The sequence below is a fragment of the Streptococcus sp. 27098_8_75 genome, from assembly GCF_041432475.1.
GTDB lineage: Bacteria > Bacillota > Bacilli > Lactobacillales > Streptococcaceae > Streptococcus > Streptococcus gordonii.
Map to the genome: position 1 here is coordinate 62821 of NZ_JAPVZR010000006.1, position 18342 is coordinate 81162.

The 18342-nt window shown below is 39.2% G+C and carries 17 protein-coding genes; all 17 read left to right on the plus strand.

The features are described from left to right. The first annotated feature begins 9 nt into the window (after nucleotides 1-9). Nucleotides 10-528: a GNAT family N-acetyltransferase gene (locus tag O3640_RS09985; RefSeq protein WP_227221663.1), complete on the plus strand. Its 519-nt coding sequence runs from the start codon at nucleotides 10-12 to the stop codon at nucleotides 526-528. Then, a complete protein-coding gene (gene nrdG, locus O3640_RS09990) occupies nucleotides 525-1124 on the plus strand; it encodes an anaerobic ribonucleoside-triphosphate reductase activating protein (protein WP_227221664.1) in 600 nt (199 codons plus the stop codon). The genes O3640_RS09985 and nrdG overlap by 4 nt, the downstream gene beginning before the upstream one ends. Before the next feature lie 294 nt (nucleotides 1125-1418). Continuing rightward, nucleotides 1419-2879, plus strand: coding sequence for an LCP family protein (locus O3640_RS09995; protein WP_268709828.1), 1461 nt, complete (start codon nucleotides 1419-1421; stop codon nucleotides 2877-2879). Nucleotides 2880-2882: 3 nt separating this feature from the next. Next, entirely contained in the window at nucleotides 2883-3614 is a 732-nt protein-coding gene (gene cps4B / locus O3640_RS10000; RefSeq protein ID WP_046164516.1) for a capsular polysaccharide biosynthesis protein Cps4B, read from the plus strand. 30 nt (nucleotides 3615-3644) lie between these two features. After that, nucleotides 3645-4337: a Wzz/FepE/Etk N-terminal domain-containing protein gene (locus tag O3640_RS10005; protein WP_268709829.1), complete on the plus strand. Its 693-nt coding sequence runs from the start codon at nucleotides 3645-3647 to the stop codon at nucleotides 4335-4337. Between the two features lie 12 nt (nucleotides 4338-4349). Next, nucleotides 4350-5051, plus strand: a complete 702-nt coding sequence (locus tag O3640_RS10010) for a tyrosine-protein kinase (protein WP_008809952.1) — start codon at nucleotides 4350-4352, stop codon at nucleotides 5049-5051. 19 nt (nucleotides 5052-5070) lie between these two features. Beyond that, a complete protein-coding gene (locus O3640_RS10015; protein WP_105026466.1) occupies nucleotides 5071-6447 on the plus strand; it encodes a sugar transferase in 1377 nt (458 codons plus the stop codon). A gap of 37 nt (nucleotides 6448-6484) precedes the next feature. Beyond that, complete coding sequence (gene cps2T / locus O3640_RS10020; RefSeq protein ID WP_371586854.1) at nucleotides 6485-7657, plus strand: beta 1-4 rhamnosyltransferase Cps2T; 1173 nt, start codon at nucleotides 6485-6487, stop codon at nucleotides 7655-7657. 3 nt (nucleotides 7658-7660) lie between these two features. Continuing rightward, on the plus strand, nucleotides 7661-8812 hold the full coding sequence (locus O3640_RS10025; protein WP_371586855.1) for a glycosyltransferase family 4 protein: 1152 nt from the start codon (nucleotides 7661-7663) through the stop codon (nucleotides 8810-8812). 8 nt (nucleotides 8813-8820) lie between these two features. Further along, a complete protein-coding gene (locus O3640_RS10030) occupies nucleotides 8821-9822 on the plus strand; it encodes a glycosyltransferase (protein ID WP_223362064.1) in 1002 nt (333 codons plus the stop codon). Nucleotides 9823-9836: 14 nt separating this feature from the next. Next, nucleotides 9837-10838, plus strand: a complete 1002-nt coding sequence (gene wefF / locus O3640_RS10035; protein WP_371586856.1) for a receptor polysaccharide phosphotransferase WefF — start codon at nucleotides 9837-9839, stop codon at nucleotides 10836-10838. 33 nt (nucleotides 10839-10871) lie between these two features. After that, nucleotides 10872-11840 carry a glycosyltransferase family 2 protein gene (locus tag O3640_RS10040; RefSeq protein ID WP_371586857.1) on the plus strand — a complete coding sequence of 323 codons (969 nt, stop codon included), beginning with the start codon at nucleotides 10872-10874 and terminating at the stop codon, nucleotides 11838-11840. A gap of 37 nt (nucleotides 11841-11877) precedes the next feature. Further along, nucleotides 11878-13038 carry a polysaccharide polymerase gene (locus O3640_RS10045; RefSeq protein ID WP_268703518.1) on the plus strand — a complete coding sequence of 387 codons (1161 nt, stop codon included), beginning with the start codon at nucleotides 11878-11880 and terminating at the stop codon, nucleotides 13036-13038. Next, a complete protein-coding gene (locus O3640_RS10050; protein ID WP_268709833.1) occupies nucleotides 13035-14447 on the plus strand; it encodes a flippase in 1413 nt (470 codons plus the stop codon). The genes O3640_RS10045 and O3640_RS10050 overlap by 4 nt, the downstream gene beginning before the upstream one ends. 9 nt (nucleotides 14448-14456) lie before the next feature. Then, nucleotides 14457-15560, plus strand: a complete 1104-nt coding sequence (gene glf, locus O3640_RS10055) for a UDP-galactopyranose mutase (RefSeq protein WP_268709834.1) — start codon at nucleotides 14457-14459, stop codon at nucleotides 15558-15560. A 27-nt stretch (nucleotides 15561-15587) separates the two neighbouring features. Beyond that, a complete protein-coding gene (locus tag O3640_RS10060; RefSeq protein WP_268709835.1) occupies nucleotides 15588-16643 on the plus strand; it encodes a galactofuranosyltransferase in 1056 nt (351 codons plus the stop codon). Nucleotides 16644-16857: 214 nt separating this feature from the next. Next, a partial coding sequence (locus O3640_RS10065; protein ID WP_371586858.1) for a GH25 family lysozyme occupies nucleotides 16858-18342 on the plus strand: 1485 nt, incomplete at its 3' end.

An 18342-nucleotide genomic window follows, 5' to 3' on the forward strand; every position in this document is an offset into this window, starting at 1 on the left:
GGAAAGCCTATGAAGTTACGACGACCAACTTTGGAAGATAAAGACGCTATTTTAGAGATGATTGCTGAATTTGATGCTGCGAAGTCTTATATGCATGGTGGTGTGGGCTCCACATGGAAGCGGGCTAAGAATTATGAGGATTGGTTAAAGATTGTAGAGCAGCAGGAGGATGCTGGAAATCTGCCAGAAGGATGGGTACCAGCAATTCAGTATATCTCGGTTGACGAGGAAAACCGCCCACTGGGCTTCCTAGCATTGCGTCTCTTGTTAAATGAAAAACTCTTTGTTGAGGGTGGGCATATTGGCTATTCAATTCGACCGGGGGAACGAGGCAGGGGCTATGGGCAGGAGCAGTTGCATCTGGGCCTTATAGAGGCGAAGAGAGCTGGTTTGGACTTTGCTCTGATTACCTGCGATGAAGAAAACGAAGCTAGCCGGCGAACGATTCTTGCTAATGGTGGCGTCTATGACAATACCATTCAAGGAAGCGAGCGCTACTGGATAGAGCTAGATGGAGAAGTGGCATGAATAATCCCAAACCCCAAGAATGGAAAAGCGAGGAGCTGAGTAAGGGCCGCATCATTGACTATAAGGCTTTTAACTTTGTGGATGGCGAAGGTGTTCGCAACTCCCTCTATGTTAGTGGCTGTATGTTTCACTGTGAGGGCTGCTACAATGCAGCAACCTGGTCCTTCAACGCTGGTATTCCTTATACCCAAGAGTTGGAGGAGCAGATCATGAAAGACTTGGCGGAGCCTTATGTGCAGGGGCTGACCCTTCTAGGCGGCGAGCCTTTTCTCAACACAGGCATTCTACTACCCTTGGTCAAGCGGATTCGGCGAGAGCTTCCAGACAAGGATATCTGGTCCTGGACGGGCTATACTTGGGAGGAGATGATGCTGGAAACGCAGGATAAGCTGGAGTTGCTGAGTTTGATTGACATCTTAGTGGACGGCCGTTTTGACATTACCAAGAAGAATCTTATGTTGCAGTTTCGTGGCTCGTCCAATCAGCGCATTATTGATGTGCAGAAGTCCCTTCAGTCTGGACAAGTAGTTATCTGGGATAAGCTGAATGATGGGAAAGAAAGTTTTGAACAAGTTGATCGGGAAGGCCTCCTCTAATCACGATCAACCAGAGCAAAGATGCCCATGATAGAATATAAAAAATGGTTCCTGTTATATGGGACCATTTTTTGTAAACAAATCCTTGAGACCTCTATAAAATACTCTATATTTATGCATTTTGATTTGTTTATGACGTATTTGCTTTTGTTTTCTTAAGTTAATCAAAGATGAAGAGAAAATGGTTTGGCTCTTTACTATGATTTCTTAAAAATTTCTTAAAAATAGGGCAGAATCTAAATATTTTTGTGATATAATAGGATGGAGTAATTATATATAGGAAGTGTTTTTAGCATGTCTCGTAGAAAAAGCAATGGAACTACCGCTAAATCAAGACGTTTTAAAATCTTAAATGTTAGTTTATTCATCATTTATGTTTTATTAATCTCTGTCTTGATAGTTTATATATTTAGGTATAATATTTTAGCTTTTCGTTATTTGAATATTATTTCAACCTTTGTGATGATACTAGTAGCAGTTCTAGCTGCTCTTTTCATTTGGTTTAATAAGGCTCGGATTTTTACAACAGTATTATTGGTTCTGTCCTTGCTGATTGGGTCAGGAACCATGTACGCTGTCAAGGAAATGGTGGACCTGTCTACTGGTTTGAATTCTACCTCTAACTATTCTGAGTATGAAATGAGCGTTGTAGTAGCAGCGGACAGCGACATTAAAGATATCAAAAAAGTAACCAATGTTTTAGCTCCAACCAATAATGATGGTGAAAACATTGCGGCCTTAACAGATGAACTGGCTAAGACCAAGAAAGTCCAATTGACAGTGGACTCAGCGAGCTCTTATCTAGCGGCTTATAAGTCCTTGCTTGCTGGAGAGACAAAAGCTATTGTTATCAATAGTGTATTTGAGGATACCCTACGAAGTGAAGATCCTGACTATGCGTCCAAAGTTAAAAAGTTATATTCTTACAAACTAACGAAAAAGGTTGAGACTGCAACTAAGAAGCATGATGTTAATGCAGATGTCTTTAATATCTATGTCAGCGGGATCGATACTTATGGTGGTATCTCATCAGTTTCTCGTTCGGATGTGAATATCATTATGACGGTTAACCGTAAGACCAAGCGCGTGCTTTTGACAACCACACCGCGTGACGCCTATGTACCTATTGCGGATGGTGGTGCGGATCAGCCTGATAAACTGACCCATGCGGGTATTTATGGTATAGATGCTTCGGTTCATACTCTAGAGAAACTTTATGGTATCGATATTCAGTATTATGTACGTTTGAATTTCACTTCCTTCCTCAAATTGATTGACCTTTTGGGTGGTGTTGATGTGTATAACGATCAAGAATTCACAAGTCTTCATGGGAATTACCACTTCAAGGTTGGAAATGTTCATCTCAATTCTGAGCAAGCACTGGGCTTTGTTAGGGAACGGTATTCATTAACGGGTGGTGATAACGACCGCGGAAAGAATCAGGAAAAAGTTATCGCTGCTGTTATTAAAAAGCTGACCTCAACAGATGCTCTGAAGAATTACAATAGTATTATTTCAGGCTTACAAGATTCTGTTCAGACAAATATGAGCTTAGAAACCTTGATGAATCTTGTGAATACCCAGTTGGAAACAGGTGGGAATTATACAGTTACGTCACAAGCTTTGACTGGAAATGGAAAAACTGGTCTGCCTTCATATGCTATGCCAGAAGCTGCCCTTTATATGCTGGAAGTTGATCCGGCAAGCCTGGATCAAATGAAGTCTGCAATTCAGACCGTTATGGAAGGGAAGTAAGCCATGATTGATATTCATTCACATATCGTTTTTGATGTTGATGATGGACCAAAAACAATAGAAGATAGCAGGGCCTTGCTGGAGGAAAGCTACCGCCAAGGGGTGCGAACGATCATTTCAACTTCTCATCGTCGGAAAGGGATGTTTGAGACTCCAGAAGCAAAAATTGAAGAAAACTTCAAACAAGTCCAGGAACTGGCTAAAGAAATTGCGGATGATTTGACTATTCTTTACGGGGCTGAAATATATTATACAAGTGATATTTTGGATAAGCTGGAGCAAGGAAAGATTCCACGCTTGGCAGATAGTCAGTATGCTTTAATTGAATTCAGTATGATCACGCCTTACAAGGAAATTCATACAGCTCTGAGCAACGTTTTACGCTTGGGCGTTACACCTGTCGTCGCTCATATTGAGCGCTATCATTGTTTGGAAAATGATGAAAAGAAGGTACGCGACTTGATCAATATGGGCTGCTACACCCAGATTAATAGTTCGAGTGTTTTAAAACCAAAGCTGTTTGGAGACACTTATAAATTCATGAAAAAAAGGGCCCAGTTCTTTCTGGAGAAAGATCTGGTTCATTTCGTGGCCAGTGATATGCACAATTTGGATCCACGACCGCCTTATATGCAAGAGGCCTACCAGATCATCTCCAAGAAGTATGGGGAATCTCATGCAGAGCAGTTGTTTAGAAAAAATCAAGAATTATTGCTAAGAAGTGAATACATATAGGCTTCGCTCTTAGTATAGAGGAAAAGGAATATGAATAAAGAAAATCAACTAGTCGAAATTGACGTACTGTCTCTAATCAAGACGGTATGGAAAAGAAAGTTTATCATTCTGTTGATAGCGTTAGTGGCAGCTGTCTTAGCTTTGGGTTATAGCCTTTTTATTGCTAAGCCCTCTTATCAAAGTACGACACGGATTTACGTTGTCAACCGTCAGCAGACAGATAATAACACTCTGACCAACCAAGACCTACAAGCAGGGTCTTACTTGGTTAAGGACTATAAGGAAATCATTTTATCACAGGATGTATTGTCTACGGTTATTTCAGAATTAAAACTACCTGGGACAACAGCTGAATTAAGCAAGTCTGTAAGTGTTTCAGTGCCGACAGATACACGGATTGTGTCCATCACTGTCAAAAATAGCGATCCTAACCAAGCTAGCCGAATTGCCAACACCTTGCGCGAAGTGGCAGCTGAAAAAATCATTGCCGTTACTAAGGTTTCAGATGTAACGACCTTAGAAGAGGCAGAAGTTCCAAAATCACCATCTTCTCCAAATATTCGCCGGAATGTCATCCTAGGCTTCTTGGCAGGAGCCGTGGTGATGATTGTTATTGTCTTGATTGTAGAGATTTTAGATGATCGAGTGAAAAAGCCAGAAGACATCGAAGATGTGATGGGAGCTACACTACTAGGTGTTATTCCAAACCTAAAGAAATTGTAAGAAAGGGACCTCATGGCAACGTTAGAAATTATTAAAAATAAATTGGCGGAGATGCATCAGGCGGAAGAATACTTTAATGCATTGAGTACAAATATCCAGTTGAGTGGTTCTGATATTAAGGTTGTAGCGGTTTCTTCTGTTCAGCCAAATGAAGGAAAGTCAACTATTTCCATCAACTTAAGCTTGGCCTTCGCGCGGGCAGGCTATCGAACACTCTTGATTGATGCTGATATTCGAAACTCCGTTATGACAGGGGTTTTCAAGAGCCAAAGAAAAGTAGAAGGTTTGACAGAGGTCTTGTCTGGTAACGCTGATATTAGTCGAGCTTTGGCGGACACTGATTATCCAAACCTAGATGTTTTCTTGTCAGGACAGGTATCTCCAAACCCAACAGGGCTCTTACAAGGGAAAAATTTTGAAGTCATTATGGGTGTATTGAGAGAACATTATGATTATATTGTTGTCGATACACCACCAATCGGGATGGTTATTGATGCAGCGATTATTGCTCAGCGTTGTGACGGTAGCTTCTTAGTATCAGCTTCGGGAGCAGTTAGTCGCAAAGCTGTACAAAAAGCTAAAGAGCAGTTGGAACAAACAGGAACTCCATTCCTCGGTGTTGTTCTAAATAAATTTGATGTTAAATCAGAAAAATATGGTTCCTATGGTAATTATGGCAATTACGGGAACTATGGTAATTATGGGAAAAAATAGATTATAAGGAAGGTTACTAATGGGAGAGGAGAGAAGAGAATTTGAGAATTTCAAAATTGTTATTTTTCAAAGTCTAGCCGTTTTATTTTCAGCTTATATAGTTAGTCTTTTCAAAGAAGCAGAATATACTTCTCAGACCATTGCTATTTTATATCTTCTGCATTTCATTGTTTTTTATATCAGTAATTTCTCTTTTAAATTTTACACAAGGGGTTATTTAGAAGAATTACTGCAGACTATAAAATATAACCTGGTATTTTCAATTGCAATTACCTTTACTTCTTTTATGCTGAAGGAACCTTTTTCTATCTCAAGAAGAGGAATGGTCTATTTCTTTTTGATAAATTCACTAGCTATTTATCTGATGGACTCTATCATCAAAAAATATAAACAGTCCATTTATTCAAGATTTAAAAATCGGAAAAAATTGTTTTTGATTACAGCAACCAGTCGATTGGAAAAGGCTTATGAACGTTTAACCTCATCTAAATACTCTACCCGGGAATTGGTAGGCGTGACCATTATGGATGATACGACATTTAGCCAAGCCCAGGTGGCCATCGTTGCTCCTCAAGATATGGTAGACTTTGTAACAAAAGAGGTTGTCGATGAGGTCTTCATTAATCTGCCGAGTGAAGATTATGATATTGGAGATTTGGTTTCTCGTTTTGAAAGTATGGGAATAGATGTTTCGGTCAATCTGAATGCTTTCGACTTTTTATCTCTAGGTGAAAAGCGGATTCAAGAGGTTGCTGGAATGAGTGTAGTAACATTTTCAACGAACTTTTATAAGCAAACCCATGTTATAGCTAAACGTTGCTTGGATATTGTTGGTGCCCTGTTTGGTCTTTTGATTTGTGGTTTGGTTAGTATCGTTCTAGTCCCAATCATTCGTAAGGATGGAGGCCCAGCCTTCTTTGTTCAAAAACGAGTTGGGAAAAATGGCCGTTTCTTTAAATTCTATAAGTTCCGTTCTATGAGAGTGGATGCCGAGGAAATAAAAAAAGAATTAATGGAACACAACACCATGACTGGCGGTATGTTCAAGATGGATAACGATCCTCGAGTGACACCGATTGGACGTTTTATCAGAAAGACGAGTTTGGACGAGCTCCCTCAATTTTATAATGTTTTGATTGGAGATATGAGCTTAGTCGGTACTCGTCCGCCTACTGTAGATGAATATCGAAACTATACGCCTGAGCAAAAAAGACGTTTGAGCTTCAAGCCTGGGATTACAGGTCTTTGGCAGGTCAGTGGTCGTAGCGCTATCACAGATTTTGATGAGGTTGTAAAGCTGGACCTTGCTTATATGGACGGTTGGACCATTTGGCGGGACATTAAGATTTTGCTCAAAACCATAAAAGTTGTATTTAGGAAGGAAGGTGCTAAGTAGAAGCGCCTTCCTCTGATTATATATATTTGAGGAATAAATGAAGAAAGCTGTATATATTATAGGTTCAAAAGGAATCCCAGCCAAGTATGGTGGCTTTGAAACCTTTGTTGAAAAGTTGACGGCTTGTCAGCAAAGTCAGCATATCCAGTATTATGTCGCCTGTATGCGGGAAAATTCAGCAAAGTCAGGCATTGCAGAGGATGTATTTGAGCACAATGGTGCTATTTGTTATAATGTGGATGTGCCAAACATTGGACCAGCTAGGGCGATTTTTTATGATATCGCTGCGCTCAATCGAGCGATTGAAATGGCTAAAGAACAAAAAGACAAGGAGCCGATTTTCTATGTATTGGCTTGTCGAATCGGCCCTTTCATAGCAGGGATTAAAAAGAAAATCAAGGCTATTGGTGGCACCCTCATAGTCAACCCGGATGGCCATGAATGGTTGCGAGCAAAATGGAGCCTTCCAGTTCGTAAGTACTGGAAATTCTCAGAGCAACTCATGGTCAAGCATGCTGATTTACTAGTATGTGATAGCAAAAATATCGAAAGATATATCCGAGAGGACTATAAGCAGTACCAACCAAAGACCACCTATATTGCCTATGGAACGGATACTATTCCTTCAATCCTGAAAGCAGAAGATGCCAAAGTTCGGGATTGGTATCAAGAAAAAGGAGTCAGCGAAAATAGCTATTATCTAGTGGTGGGACGATTCGTTCCTGAAAACAACTACGAAACCATGATTCGTGAATTTATCAAGTCCAAGTCTAAGAAGGACTTTGTCCTTATCACAAATGTGGAGCAGAATAAATTTTACGACCAGTTGTTACAAGATACTGGTTTTGACAAAGATCCTAGGGTTAAATTTGTCGGTACGGTCTATGACCAAGAGTTGCTCAAGTACATTCGTGAGCATGCTTTTGCTTATTTCCATGGACATGAGGTTGGAGGGACCAATCCTTCTCTACTGGAAGCCCTAGCATCCACAAAACTGAATTTGTTGCTAGATGTTGGCTTTAACCGTGAGGTTGGTGAAGATGGGGCCATTTATTGGAAAAAAGACGAGTTGGCACGCGTCATTGAGGAAGTTGAAGGATTTGATCAGGCAGCAATTACTGGCTTGGATTTCAAGTCAAGTCAAAGAATCCTCTCGGCTTTCACGTGGGAAAAGATTGTGTCAGATTATGAAGAAGTGTTTAAAGGATAGGGAATGAAACGGATTTTATACTTGCATGCTGGTGCAGAAATGTATGGATCGGATAAGGTTTTACTGGAATTAATCAAAGGATTAGATCGCCAAGAATTTGAAGCTCACGTCATCCTACCAAATGATGGTGTTTTAGTCGAGGCCTTGCGTCAGGTTGGAGCTCAGGTCAGTGTGTTGGATTATCCGATTTTACGAAGGAAGTATTTTAATCCCAAAGGTATTGTCGACTATATTCGCTCTTATAATTTCTATGCTAAGCAAATCGCCCTCTACGCTCAAGAACACAGTATTGATATTGTTCACAATAATACAGCGGCTGTTTTGGAGGGCATCTATTTGAAACGCAAGCTCAAGCTACCTTTGATTTGGCATGTTCATGAGATTATCGTCAAACCCAAAGCTATTTCTGACTTTATCAATATGCTTATGGGACGATATGCAGATAAGATTGTGACAGTGTCTCAAGCGGTTGCCAATCATATCAAGCAGTCTCCCTTTATCAAAGATAGCCAAGTGAAAGTGATTTATAACGGTGTGGATAATACTGTCTATTACCCAATGGATTCGTCTTCTATTCGTGAAAAATTTGATATTGCTCAAGATGCACTTGTGATTGGCATGATTGGTCGGGTCAATGCTATCAAAGGACAAAATGATTTCATAGAAGCAGTCGAGCCACTTTTGGAAAAGAATGAGCAAGCGGTGGCTTTCCTAGCTGGAGGTGTTTTTCATGGTGAAGAATGGCGTCTAGAAGAATTAGATAAGAGAATAGCTTCTTCATCTGTTGTGTCACAAATTCATCGTATTGATTACTACGATAAGACTTCTGAACTTTATAATATGTTTGATATCTTTGTCTTACCAAGTATAAAACCTGATTCCTTACCTACAGTAGTCCTAGAAGCCATGGCTTGTTCAAAACCAGTTGTTGGTTATAACAATGGGGGAATAGCTGAAATGGTAGTAGATGACAAAAGTGGTTGCTTAGTCAAACCAAATCGTCCTCAAGAACTTTCTAATGCCATTTCTCTCTTACTAGATAGTTCTGAAAAAAGAGAAAAATTTGGGCGAGTAGGATATCAGAGACAAAAAGAGCTGTTTTCTTTGGAGAGTTACATCAAGAACTTCTCGGAATTTTATGATAATTTACAATAAGGGGTATAATGGAAAATTTAATCATTTTAGACAGTGAGCTGCAAAAAAAGAATGAAGAGCATTATCAATCTCTTCATGGCGGGAGCCGAGTAGTTTATACCAACTATGAAAGTCCACTTATAAGAAGAGTACGTAATTTCAAATACATCGGTAGTGCTTTGTATCATTTTTTAATGTGGAAAATGTCCTATGATTATGCTCGGAAATTCATAAAATATGATGTCAAGAAAATTATTTGTGTAAATCCTCTTGTAGGTATCTTTTTAGGAATTTTAAATAAAAGTGGCAAGGAAATTACATTAGCAGGATTTTTGTTTGAGAATAAGAAAAATAAAATCTATTATTATTTACGAAAGCAACTTGTGAAAAAGTCTTTCCAGAATATCAGAAATATCATAGTCTATGGTTCAAAAGAAATTCATTATTATTCGGAACTCTTTCCAGAATTTCAGGAGAAATTTAAATTTATTCATTACGGCTTAGATTATGATAATCAACTAACTTATCAAGGTTCTTTACCAACTAAGTATATCTTTTCAGGTGGAGGTAGTAACCGAGATTATGAGACTTTAGTCAAGGCAGTGGAGACTTCAAACCTTTCAATGCCGTGTGTGATTGCAACTCAGCCATGGAGAGTTCCTACGCATGGTTCAAACATTCAAGTTTTATCTGATGTAGTAGTAGAAACCTTTGGAGATGTATTAGCTAAGTCTGATTTCCTTGTCCTATCGTTAAAAGATATTGATTTATCCGCTGGTCATATGGTTATGCTTCAAGCAATGTCTTTAGGAGTTCCTATCATTGTAAATGATATTCCTTCTGTTCGAGACTATGTTAATGAATCGCTAGTGACTTTCTATCCGTCAGGTGACTTTGAAAAACTAGCACAAATTATAGAAGATTTTGATCCTTCAGTTGATGAGGTGCTTCAAAAGGTTGCGAAGGCGAAGAACCTATATTTTGAGCAATATACGTCTATTAAATTGATGGAAAGACTGTTAGATTTTTAAATAGGAGAGACTGAATGGTAGAAAAGATTGATTTTGTTGTCGCATGGGTTGATGGGAATGATCCGGTTTGGAGAAAAAAGAAAGCACAGTACGATGGAACAATTAATACCTCTAAGGAAGGCATGAATTCGGATAAGGCTTATCGTGAATGGGGAACCTTTAAATACTGGTTTAGAGGGGTAGAAAAGTTTGCCCCTTGGGTCAATAAGGTCTATCTTGTGACTGACAATCAAAAGCCAAGTTGGTTAGAGTTAAATAGCGATAAATTGGTCTTGGTAGATCATACAGAGATTATCTGTAATGACTATCTACCAGTTTTTTCTGCCAATCCTATCGAAAGCAATATTCATCGGATTCCAGGTCTTTCTGAGTGCTTTGTGTTCTTTAACGATGATGTTTATCTCACAGCTCCAGTTGAACCGACAGATTTCTTTTCAGATGATGGTTTACCAAAGTATGTTACGGCTTTAGCTCCTATTACAACGGAGAGATATGGCACTGGCCATTTCCAAATGAATGATATGGGAATTATAACAACACATTTTACTCGTGAGGAAATTTTAAAGAATGGCAAATTCTTCTCAATTAAACAAGGTGTTAAAGGTATTGCTAAATCTTTGTTGTATAGACACAGCAAATTTATTTGTGGTTTTTGGGAGAATCATTTAACGCATCCACTCTTAAAGTCAACAATGGAATTGGTATGGGAAAAGGAAAAAGATGTCTTAGAAAAAACATCTGCTAGTCGCTTTAGAAGTCCATCTGATACCAATGTTTGGCTCTTTAAGTATTGGCAGATTGCTAGTGGTCAATATGCAATTGGAAATCCTAAGTTAGGCGGTCTCTTTTCATTAGATAATGCTGGGCCAGATTTTTGGAAACTTCTAAATTCTAGGAAATATAAGGTTATGTGTATTAATGACGGTTTTAATGTCCAAAATGAAGATCAGGTGATGGATGACTTTATTAAAGCTATGAATCAACTTTTCCCAGATAAAAGTTCATTTGAGATTTAAATATCTAACTGAGTAAGAGAAAGAAAAGAAAATATGATTTCAGTAATTGTACCTATTTATAATGTAGAGGACTACCTTCATTATGCCATGGAAAGCTTGGTCAATCAAACCTATAAAGATTTTGAAGTTATCTTAGTTGATGATGGTTCCACGGATGATTCTGGGAAACTATGCGATCAATATGCAAGTGAGTATGATTGGGTATCGGCCTATCATAAAGAAAATGGTGGCTTGTCTGATGCTAGAAACTATGGTGTCACAAAAGCTAAAGGGGAATGGATTGTTTTCCTAGATCCAGATGACTATTTTGAGCCTTGTGCACTTGAACTTTTGGTGGAACTTCAAAAACGTACAGGTGCTAGGATTGTTGCAGGCAAAGGTAAGGATGCCTATGATCATGATTCCTACCAAAACTACCAAATAAATGAAGAAATGCTAGCGAAAGCTACCCTTCTTTCTTCTGAAGAAACTTTAATAGAGATGCTTTATGGTACAATTGCCACGGTCTCTGCTTGGGCTAAACTCTTTCCCAGAGATATCGTAGAAAAATACCCCTATCCAAAAGGGAAAATCTATGAAGACATATATGTTATCAGTGACTACTTGAAAGAAGTGGAATCAGTTTGTGTGATTGATTTAGGTATCTATCATTATTATCGTAGACCAAACAGTATTACCTTATCAAACTTCAATAGTAAGCACTATGATTTTTATGATTCTATGGATCATTTGGCAGAAGTTGTCCAGAAGGACTATTCTGCCAATACAGAACTTGATGATGCTATCATCGCCCGTTTGTTCATCGGTAGTCTCCACATTTTCATCTTAATCTCAGATTCTTCCAAAGAGGAAATCGTTCGCATTCAAAGAAGGATTCGTCCTTATCTAAGAAGAATCTTGAAAAATAAGCGGATTAACTTGAAAAACAAGGCGATTTATCTTATGTTATCATTGGTTCCAGGTCTGTATTATCAATTTAAAAAATTAAAAAAGCCTCAATGAAATAAAAGAGGTTAGAGATTAAAAAAGGAAAAAGAAAATGTTAAAGATAGAACGTGATAAATTGCTCGTGACAGCAGTTTTATTTGTGATAATTTCTATAGATATGATAAACACTTCAATGTTAGCACCTGTATTACCTAGTATACCTAATTTTGTTCCTTTCTTTGCAATCATGTTACTAGCTGTGCGTTTTTTATATATTCGTAACTATTCTTTGAGTTTTTTAATATTTGCACCTACCCTCATTTTAGTTGGAAGTATGGTTTATTATAAGGCAGGAAACTTAAATGGTTTAATGTTTTTGCTGTTGATTGTTTTTCTTTACAAAGCAGATATAGAGTCTATACTTAAAATTTATACTTGGACGAGTTTATCTTTTATAGTTCTTATTATTTTACTATCGTTAGTCAATGTTATTCCTAATTTACAGTTTGTTCAAACTCGCCCCGTGGGAGTGGTTGTACGTAACTCTTTTGGTTTTATCTATCCAACCGACTTTGCCTCTCATTGTTTCTATCTCTTTACTGCCCTTTCCTATCTCCTTAGAAAGAAGTTTATCTTCCTAAGAACCCTATCAGGTGTAGCCTTGGCGGCCTTTATTATTGTTTATTGCGATGCCCGTTTAAATGCAGGCTCCATCTTAGCAGCAACAGGAATTTTTCTATACTTTTATTATCGTAACAAGACTGAATGGCGCTTATTTGGCCTACTGCCTTTTTCGGCTGGTATCGCTTCTTCGGTCATGATTTATCTATCCAACAAGTTTAGTTGGTCTCATCCAATATATGTTTCTCTGAATAACTTTTTCGGCATGCGATTGTATTTGGGACATGAAGCGCTTAAGAAATATGGCGTACAGTTATTTGGAATTCGTGGAATTTCCTTTGTTGGATATGGAGGAAAGACAGAAACGGTTTTGAACTATGACTATGTAGATTCGTCTTATGTACAAATGTTATTTACTTACGGTTTGATTCCAGTTGTTATGTTGGTATGCCTATACATGGTTCAGTCTTGGACTCTCTATCGTAGGAAGAACTATTTATTGTTAACCTGCCTGGCCTTAGTAACAGTCAATTGTATGTTTGAGGCCTTCTGGGTTCGTCCATCATACAATATTTTTATGTTCCTTCTTTTTGCTACCATCCCAGCGATGGAATTTGAAGGAGAAAAATTTGAGATGGGGGAAGCCGTGTGAGAGTTTTAAAAAATTACTTGTACAATCTGTCCTATCAGTTACTTGTCATCGTCCTACCAGTGATTACAACTCCCTATATCACCCGAGTTTTCTCTTCGGATGATTTGGGGTCTTACGGATACTATAACTCTATCGTGACTTATTTTATCCTACTAGCGACGCTGGGAGTAGCCAATTATGGGACCAAGGAAATTTCCGGCCATCGTAAGGAAGTTGAAAAGACCTTCTGGGGTATTTACAGTTTACAAGTCCTTTCAACCTGTTTAGCGGTTATACTTTATATAATTGTTTGTTTGCTTGTACCGTCAATGAACAATCCAATTGCTTATATTCTTGGCTTTAGTTTGCTGTCTCGTGGTTTTGATATCTCTTGGCTCTTTCAAGGGTTAGAAGATTTCAAAAAAATCACTGCTCGTAACACAATGGTCAAACTTCTAGGTGTTGTATCGATATTCCTATTTGTTAAGAAACCATCTGACTTGTACTTGTATATCATCCTCTTGGTTGCCTATGATCTACTAGGTCAGTTGAGTATGTGGCTTCCTGCTCGGGAGCACATTCGCAAGCCGCATCTGGATATAGCCTATGCCAAAGAGCATATCAAACCAGTCATTCTCTTGTTTCTGCCACAGATTGCCATTTCGCTCTACATCACGCTAGATCGCACTATGTTAGGTGCCTTGTCTTCGACCAAGGATGTCGGGATCTATGATCAAGCCTTGAAATTATTGAATATTTTGTTGACTTTGGTAACGTCGCTTGGTAGTGTTATGTTGCCTCGGGTCTCCAATCTCCTCTCATCAGGTAATCAAAAGGCGGTTAACAAGTTACATGAAATGTCTTTCTTAGTGTATAACTTGGTTATCTTCCCGATGATTGCGGGGATTTTAATTGTTAACAAAGATTTTGTCAATTTTTTCCTGGGGCAAGACTTCCAAGATGCTCGCTATGCGATTGCCATCATGGTCTTTAGAATGTTCTTTATTGGCTGGACCAATATAATGGGAATTCAAATCTTGATTCCTCACAATAAGAATCGTGAATTTATGCTATCAACAACTATTCCAGCTGTTTTTAGTGTGGGCTTGAATCTCCTCTTGATCCCGCCTCTGGGCTATATTGGGGCGTCGATCGTATCTGTTGCGACTGAAGGTTTGGTCTGGCTGATCCAACTCTACTTTACACGTTCGTATCTAAAAGAGGTCAAGATTCTACCGTCCATGCTAAAAATACTTCTAGCAGCACTACTGATGTACGGCGCTCTGTATTCTGCACAAGCTTTCATGCACTTCTCGTCTGTGGTGAATGTCTTGATTTATGCTGCCCTTGGCTTCCTAGTCTATGGTGGCTTGGTTTTGCTCTTACGTGTCTTGGATTTTCAAGAACTAAAAAGTGTTTTAAAGAAATAAGGAGATTTTATGTACGATTATTTGATTGTCGGTGCTGGCTTGTCAGGTGCAATCTTTGCCTACGAAGCTAACAAACGTGGCAAGAAGGTGAAGGTGATTGATAAACGAGAACATATTGGTGGGAATATCTATTGCCAATCTGTTGAAGGAATCAATGTCCACAAGTATGGGGCTCATATCTTCCATACATCTAATAAAAAGGTATGGAAATATGTCAATCAGTTTGCGGAGTTTAACAATTATATCAATTCTCCTATTGCCAACTATCAAGGACATCTTTACAATCTGCCTTTCAATATGAACACTTTCTATGCTTTGTGGGGGACAAAGACACCCCAAGAAGTTAAGGACAAGATTGCTGAGCAGACGACACACATGCAAGATGTTGAGCCTAAAAACTTAGAGGAACAAGCCATTAAGTTGATTGGTATGGATGTCTATGAAAAGCTAATCAAGGGCTACACCGAAAAGCAATGGGGGCGTTCTGCTACTGAACTACCACCCTTTATCATCAAGCGTTTACCTGTTCGATTGACCTATGATAACAATTATTTCAATGACCGTTACCAAGGAATTCCGATTGGTGGTTACAATGTCATCATCGAAAAGTTGTTGGAAGGAATCGAAGTAGAGCTTAATACAGATTTCTTTGCTGATCGGGAGAACTTGGAGGCTTCAGCAACTAAGATTGTCTTCACAGGGATGATTGATCAGTTCTTTGACTACAAGTTTGGTGAACTAGAGTATCGTAGTCTCCGTTTTGAGCATGAGATTTTGGATCAAGAAAATTATCAAGGAAATGCTGTAGTCAACTATACTGAACGTGATATTCCCTATACGCGAATCATCGAACACAAACATTTTGAGTTTGGGACTCAAGCCAAGACCGTTATTACTCGTGAATATCCAGCAGATTGGAAAAGAGGAGATGAACCTTACTATCCAATCAATGATGCCAAAAACAATGCTATTTATGAGCAGTATCTAGCAGAAGCTGAGAAAAATGGGCGCGTTATTTTCTGTGGGCGCTTGGCAGATTATAAATACTATGATATGCACGTGACTGTTGAACGTGCATTGGATGTGGTAGAAGAAGAACTAGGGAGTATCTAAGAACATCACGGATAAAGGGGAGAAAAGGTGAAATATTATCTGAAAGATTCATTTCTGCATAATGCACACGAAAAGAATGCAGGGAGTAAGGCACGAAATGACGTGGAAGCTATTCTAATCTCAGAGGGTTATGAGGGCTTGGAGCTCAAGGTTGAGAATTGGTATAAGATGAATTTCTTTAAAGCTCAACAACACAAATATCGTGCGACCAAGTCTGTGTTTGATCAGTTGGGAGCCGGAGATGAATTGGTCATTCAGTTCCCGATTATCCACCATACATTTTTCATCTCACAACTCATTAAGCAGGCGCAAAAAAGAGGAGCTAGATTCTATCTCTTGATCCATGATATTGAAACCTTGCGTCATGCAGCAGGTTCGGAAGTGAAATTCCGTCATAAAGTGCGCAATTACTTCCAAGAAAAGAAAGCTTTGATGTCAGTGGATGGCATTATCGTTCATAACGAGATTATGAAGAAAGTTCTGGTAGGTCAAGGAGTGCCAGCAGATAAAATGGTTAGCTTGGAGATTTTTGACTATCTGATTCCAAACTTTGCTGAAAAACCAAATCTCCAAAAAGACCAGCCTATTATCGTAGCTGGAAATTTGAACCCTGCAAAGTCAGGTTATCTTTATAACTTGCCAGACCAGCCAGCCTATAACTTGTATGGAGTGGGCTATGATGAAAGTCGTGCATTGAAAAACACCACCTACTTTGGTTCCTTTATGCCGGATGACCTCCCAGCTGCTCTTGAAGGTAGTTTTGGTTTGGTCTGGGACGGAGACAGCTCAGAAACCTGCCAGGGTTCTTACGGAAACTACCTACGTTTTAACAATTCACATAAGGCTTCTCTTTATTTGGCTTCGGGCTTTCCTGTCGTAGTTTGGAAAGAGTCGGCGTTGGCTCATTTCATATTAGAGAAGAGTTGTGGTATAGCGGTGGCTTCTCTGCATGATTTAGAAGCAGCTTTGGAAAATCTAACTGAAAAAGAGTATGCAGACTTGTCAGAAAATGCCAGGAGAATTGGAAAGGACTTAAGGGAAGGTTATTACCTAAGGTCTGCCTTAAAAAAGTTGAATGATTAATTTTTGTATTAAAGATATGCATTACAAAGATCCTATGAAGAAAGGGATTGCTGAGATGTAATTTTTGTAGAAATAGAGTCATTAGAGTCCGCGATTAGTGGGCTTTTTTTGATTATAGAAACCTTAGGTGAATTGTTAGTAATTTCCCTTTTCAGCTCAAGTTTCTTGTGCTACAATGGAGGTATATTGAAATTCGTGCCAAAGAGGGAGTTACATGAAAAAGAAGGATTTTATTTATTATGCTAGTGCGGCATTGCTACTAGCTGTTTCAGTTCAACCTGCTTATGCAGATGAACAAGAGTCCGCTTTACAGCCTATCCAAGTAAAAGCTGAACAGGCTCAAGATACAGTGGGAAAGACAGCTTCAGGTGATTCAGAAACAGTCGAGTCAAAGGGAGAGACCAGCACATATCATCAGGAAGAGCAAGAAAAATCACAAGCTGAACAAAAGACTGAAAATAGTCAGTCAGTACCAGCTTCTCTTCCAAAACAGTCGGAAACTAAGGTTGAGAACCAGTCGGCTAGTATTGAAGAAACTGCCCAAAGAGAAGAAGCTAGCAAGGTTGATGGGGCTGCATCGAAAAAAGAAGCTGTTGGGACCACAACCTTTTATAGCACTGGACATGCTGGGCCAGCTAGTCGTTCAAGTGATGTGGCTGTTCAACCCAAAACATTTGTCGATGTCAGCAGTCATAACGGAAGCATAAGCGTCAATGACTATCGCACTCTTGCCAACAAGGGAGTTGGTGGAGTTGTCGTGAAACTAACAGAAGGCACCACCTATAGGAACCCTTACGCAGGAGAACAAGCTCGCAATGCCCAGTTGGCTGGTTTGCAAGTGTCTGCCTATGCTTTTTCACATTATACTAGTGAAGAGCAGGCAAGAGCAGAAGCTCGCCACTTTATCTCAGAGGCTAGAAATCTTAATCTTCCAAAGAATACGGTCATGGTTAATGATATGGAAGATGCCAAAATGAAGGATAACATCAACCGTAATACCCTTGCATGGGCTGATGAAATGCGTAAGAACGGCTATACAAATCTTATGTATTATACCAGTGCCAGCTGGATTGATGAAAATAATCTAAGAGGGAAAGGGCCTGTCAAGACAGCCCAGTTTGGTTTGGAAAATTTCTGGGTCGCTCAATACCCAACAGCTAAACTTTCAGCTAACGATGCGAAGACTCTCCGCTATAATGGGCGGGCAGGGGCTTGGCAGTTTACCTCCCAGGCTGAATTGTTGCCAGGTAAGCATGTTTTTGACCATAGTGTAGACTACACTGGCCGTTTCACTTCTCAAGCTAAACCAGCACCAGAAGTAGCCAAAGGACCTCTGAGCGGGAAGATTACCATTGAAAATAACGATTCTCTTGCAGGTCGTTTTGATGTTGTCATTTCAAATGTCTTGGCTCCTCAAGGTGTAGCCAGTGTTTCTGTACCAGTTTGGTCGGATGATAAAGGCCAGGATGATTTGGTTTGGTATCATGCCACGCGTCAGCAAGATGGTCGCTATCGCGTAACGGTGAAAGCCAGTGACCATAAGAATGCTACAGGTAAGTATCACGTTCATCTCTACTATACTCAACTAAATGGTGAGCAGATAGGAGTAACTGCAACAACTACTGAAGTTTCTATTGGAAAGACAGCAAATAAGGGGAAACCTAGTGGAAAAGTTATCATTGAAAATAATAACTCTACC

Bases quoted from the DNA above. Each gene is read 5' to 3' on its own strand.
- O3640_RS09985 (WP_227221663.1), top strand. From the start codon at position 10: ATGAAGTTACGACGACCAACTTTGGAAGATAAAGACGCTATTTTAGAG.
- nrdG (WP_227221664.1), top strand. From the start codon at position 525: ATGAATAATCCCAAACCCCAAGAATGGAAAAGCGAGGAGCTGAGTAAG.
- O3640_RS09995 (WP_268709828.1), top strand. From the start codon at position 1,419: ATGTCTCGTAGAAAAAGCAATGGAACTACCGCTAAATCAAGACGTTTT.
- cps4B (WP_046164516.1), top strand. From the start codon at position 2,883: ATGATTGATATTCATTCACATATCGTTTTTGATGTTGATGATGGACCA.
- O3640_RS10005 (WP_268709829.1), top strand. From the start codon at position 3,645: ATGAATAAAGAAAATCAACTAGTCGAAATTGACGTACTGTCTCTAATC.
- O3640_RS10010 (WP_008809952.1), top strand. From the start codon at position 4,350: ATGGCAACGTTAGAAATTATTAAAAATAAATTGGCGGAGATGCATCAG.
- O3640_RS10015 (WP_105026466.1), top strand. From the start codon at position 5,071: ATGGGAGAGGAGAGAAGAGAATTTGAGAATTTCAAAATTGTTATTTTT.
- cps2T (WP_371586854.1), top strand. From the start codon at position 6,485: ATGAAGAAAGCTGTATATATTATAGGTTCAAAAGGAATCCCAGCCAAG.
- O3640_RS10025 (WP_371586855.1), top strand. From the start codon at position 7,661: ATGAAACGGATTTTATACTTGCATGCTGGTGCAGAAATGTATGGATCG.
- O3640_RS10030 (WP_223362064.1), top strand. From the start codon at position 8,821: ATGGAAAATTTAATCATTTTAGACAGTGAGCTGCAAAAAAAGAATGAA.
- wefF (WP_371586856.1), top strand. From the start codon at position 9,837: ATGGTAGAAAAGATTGATTTTGTTGTCGCATGGGTTGATGGGAATGAT.
- O3640_RS10040 (WP_371586857.1), top strand. From the start codon at position 10,872: ATGATTTCAGTAATTGTACCTATTTATAATGTAGAGGACTACCTTCAT.
- O3640_RS10045 (WP_268703518.1), top strand. From the start codon at position 11,878: ATGTTAAAGATAGAACGTGATAAATTGCTCGTGACAGCAGTTTTATTT.
- glf (WP_268709834.1), top strand. From the start codon at position 14,457: ATGTACGATTATTTGATTGTCGGTGCTGGCTTGTCAGGTGCAATCTTT.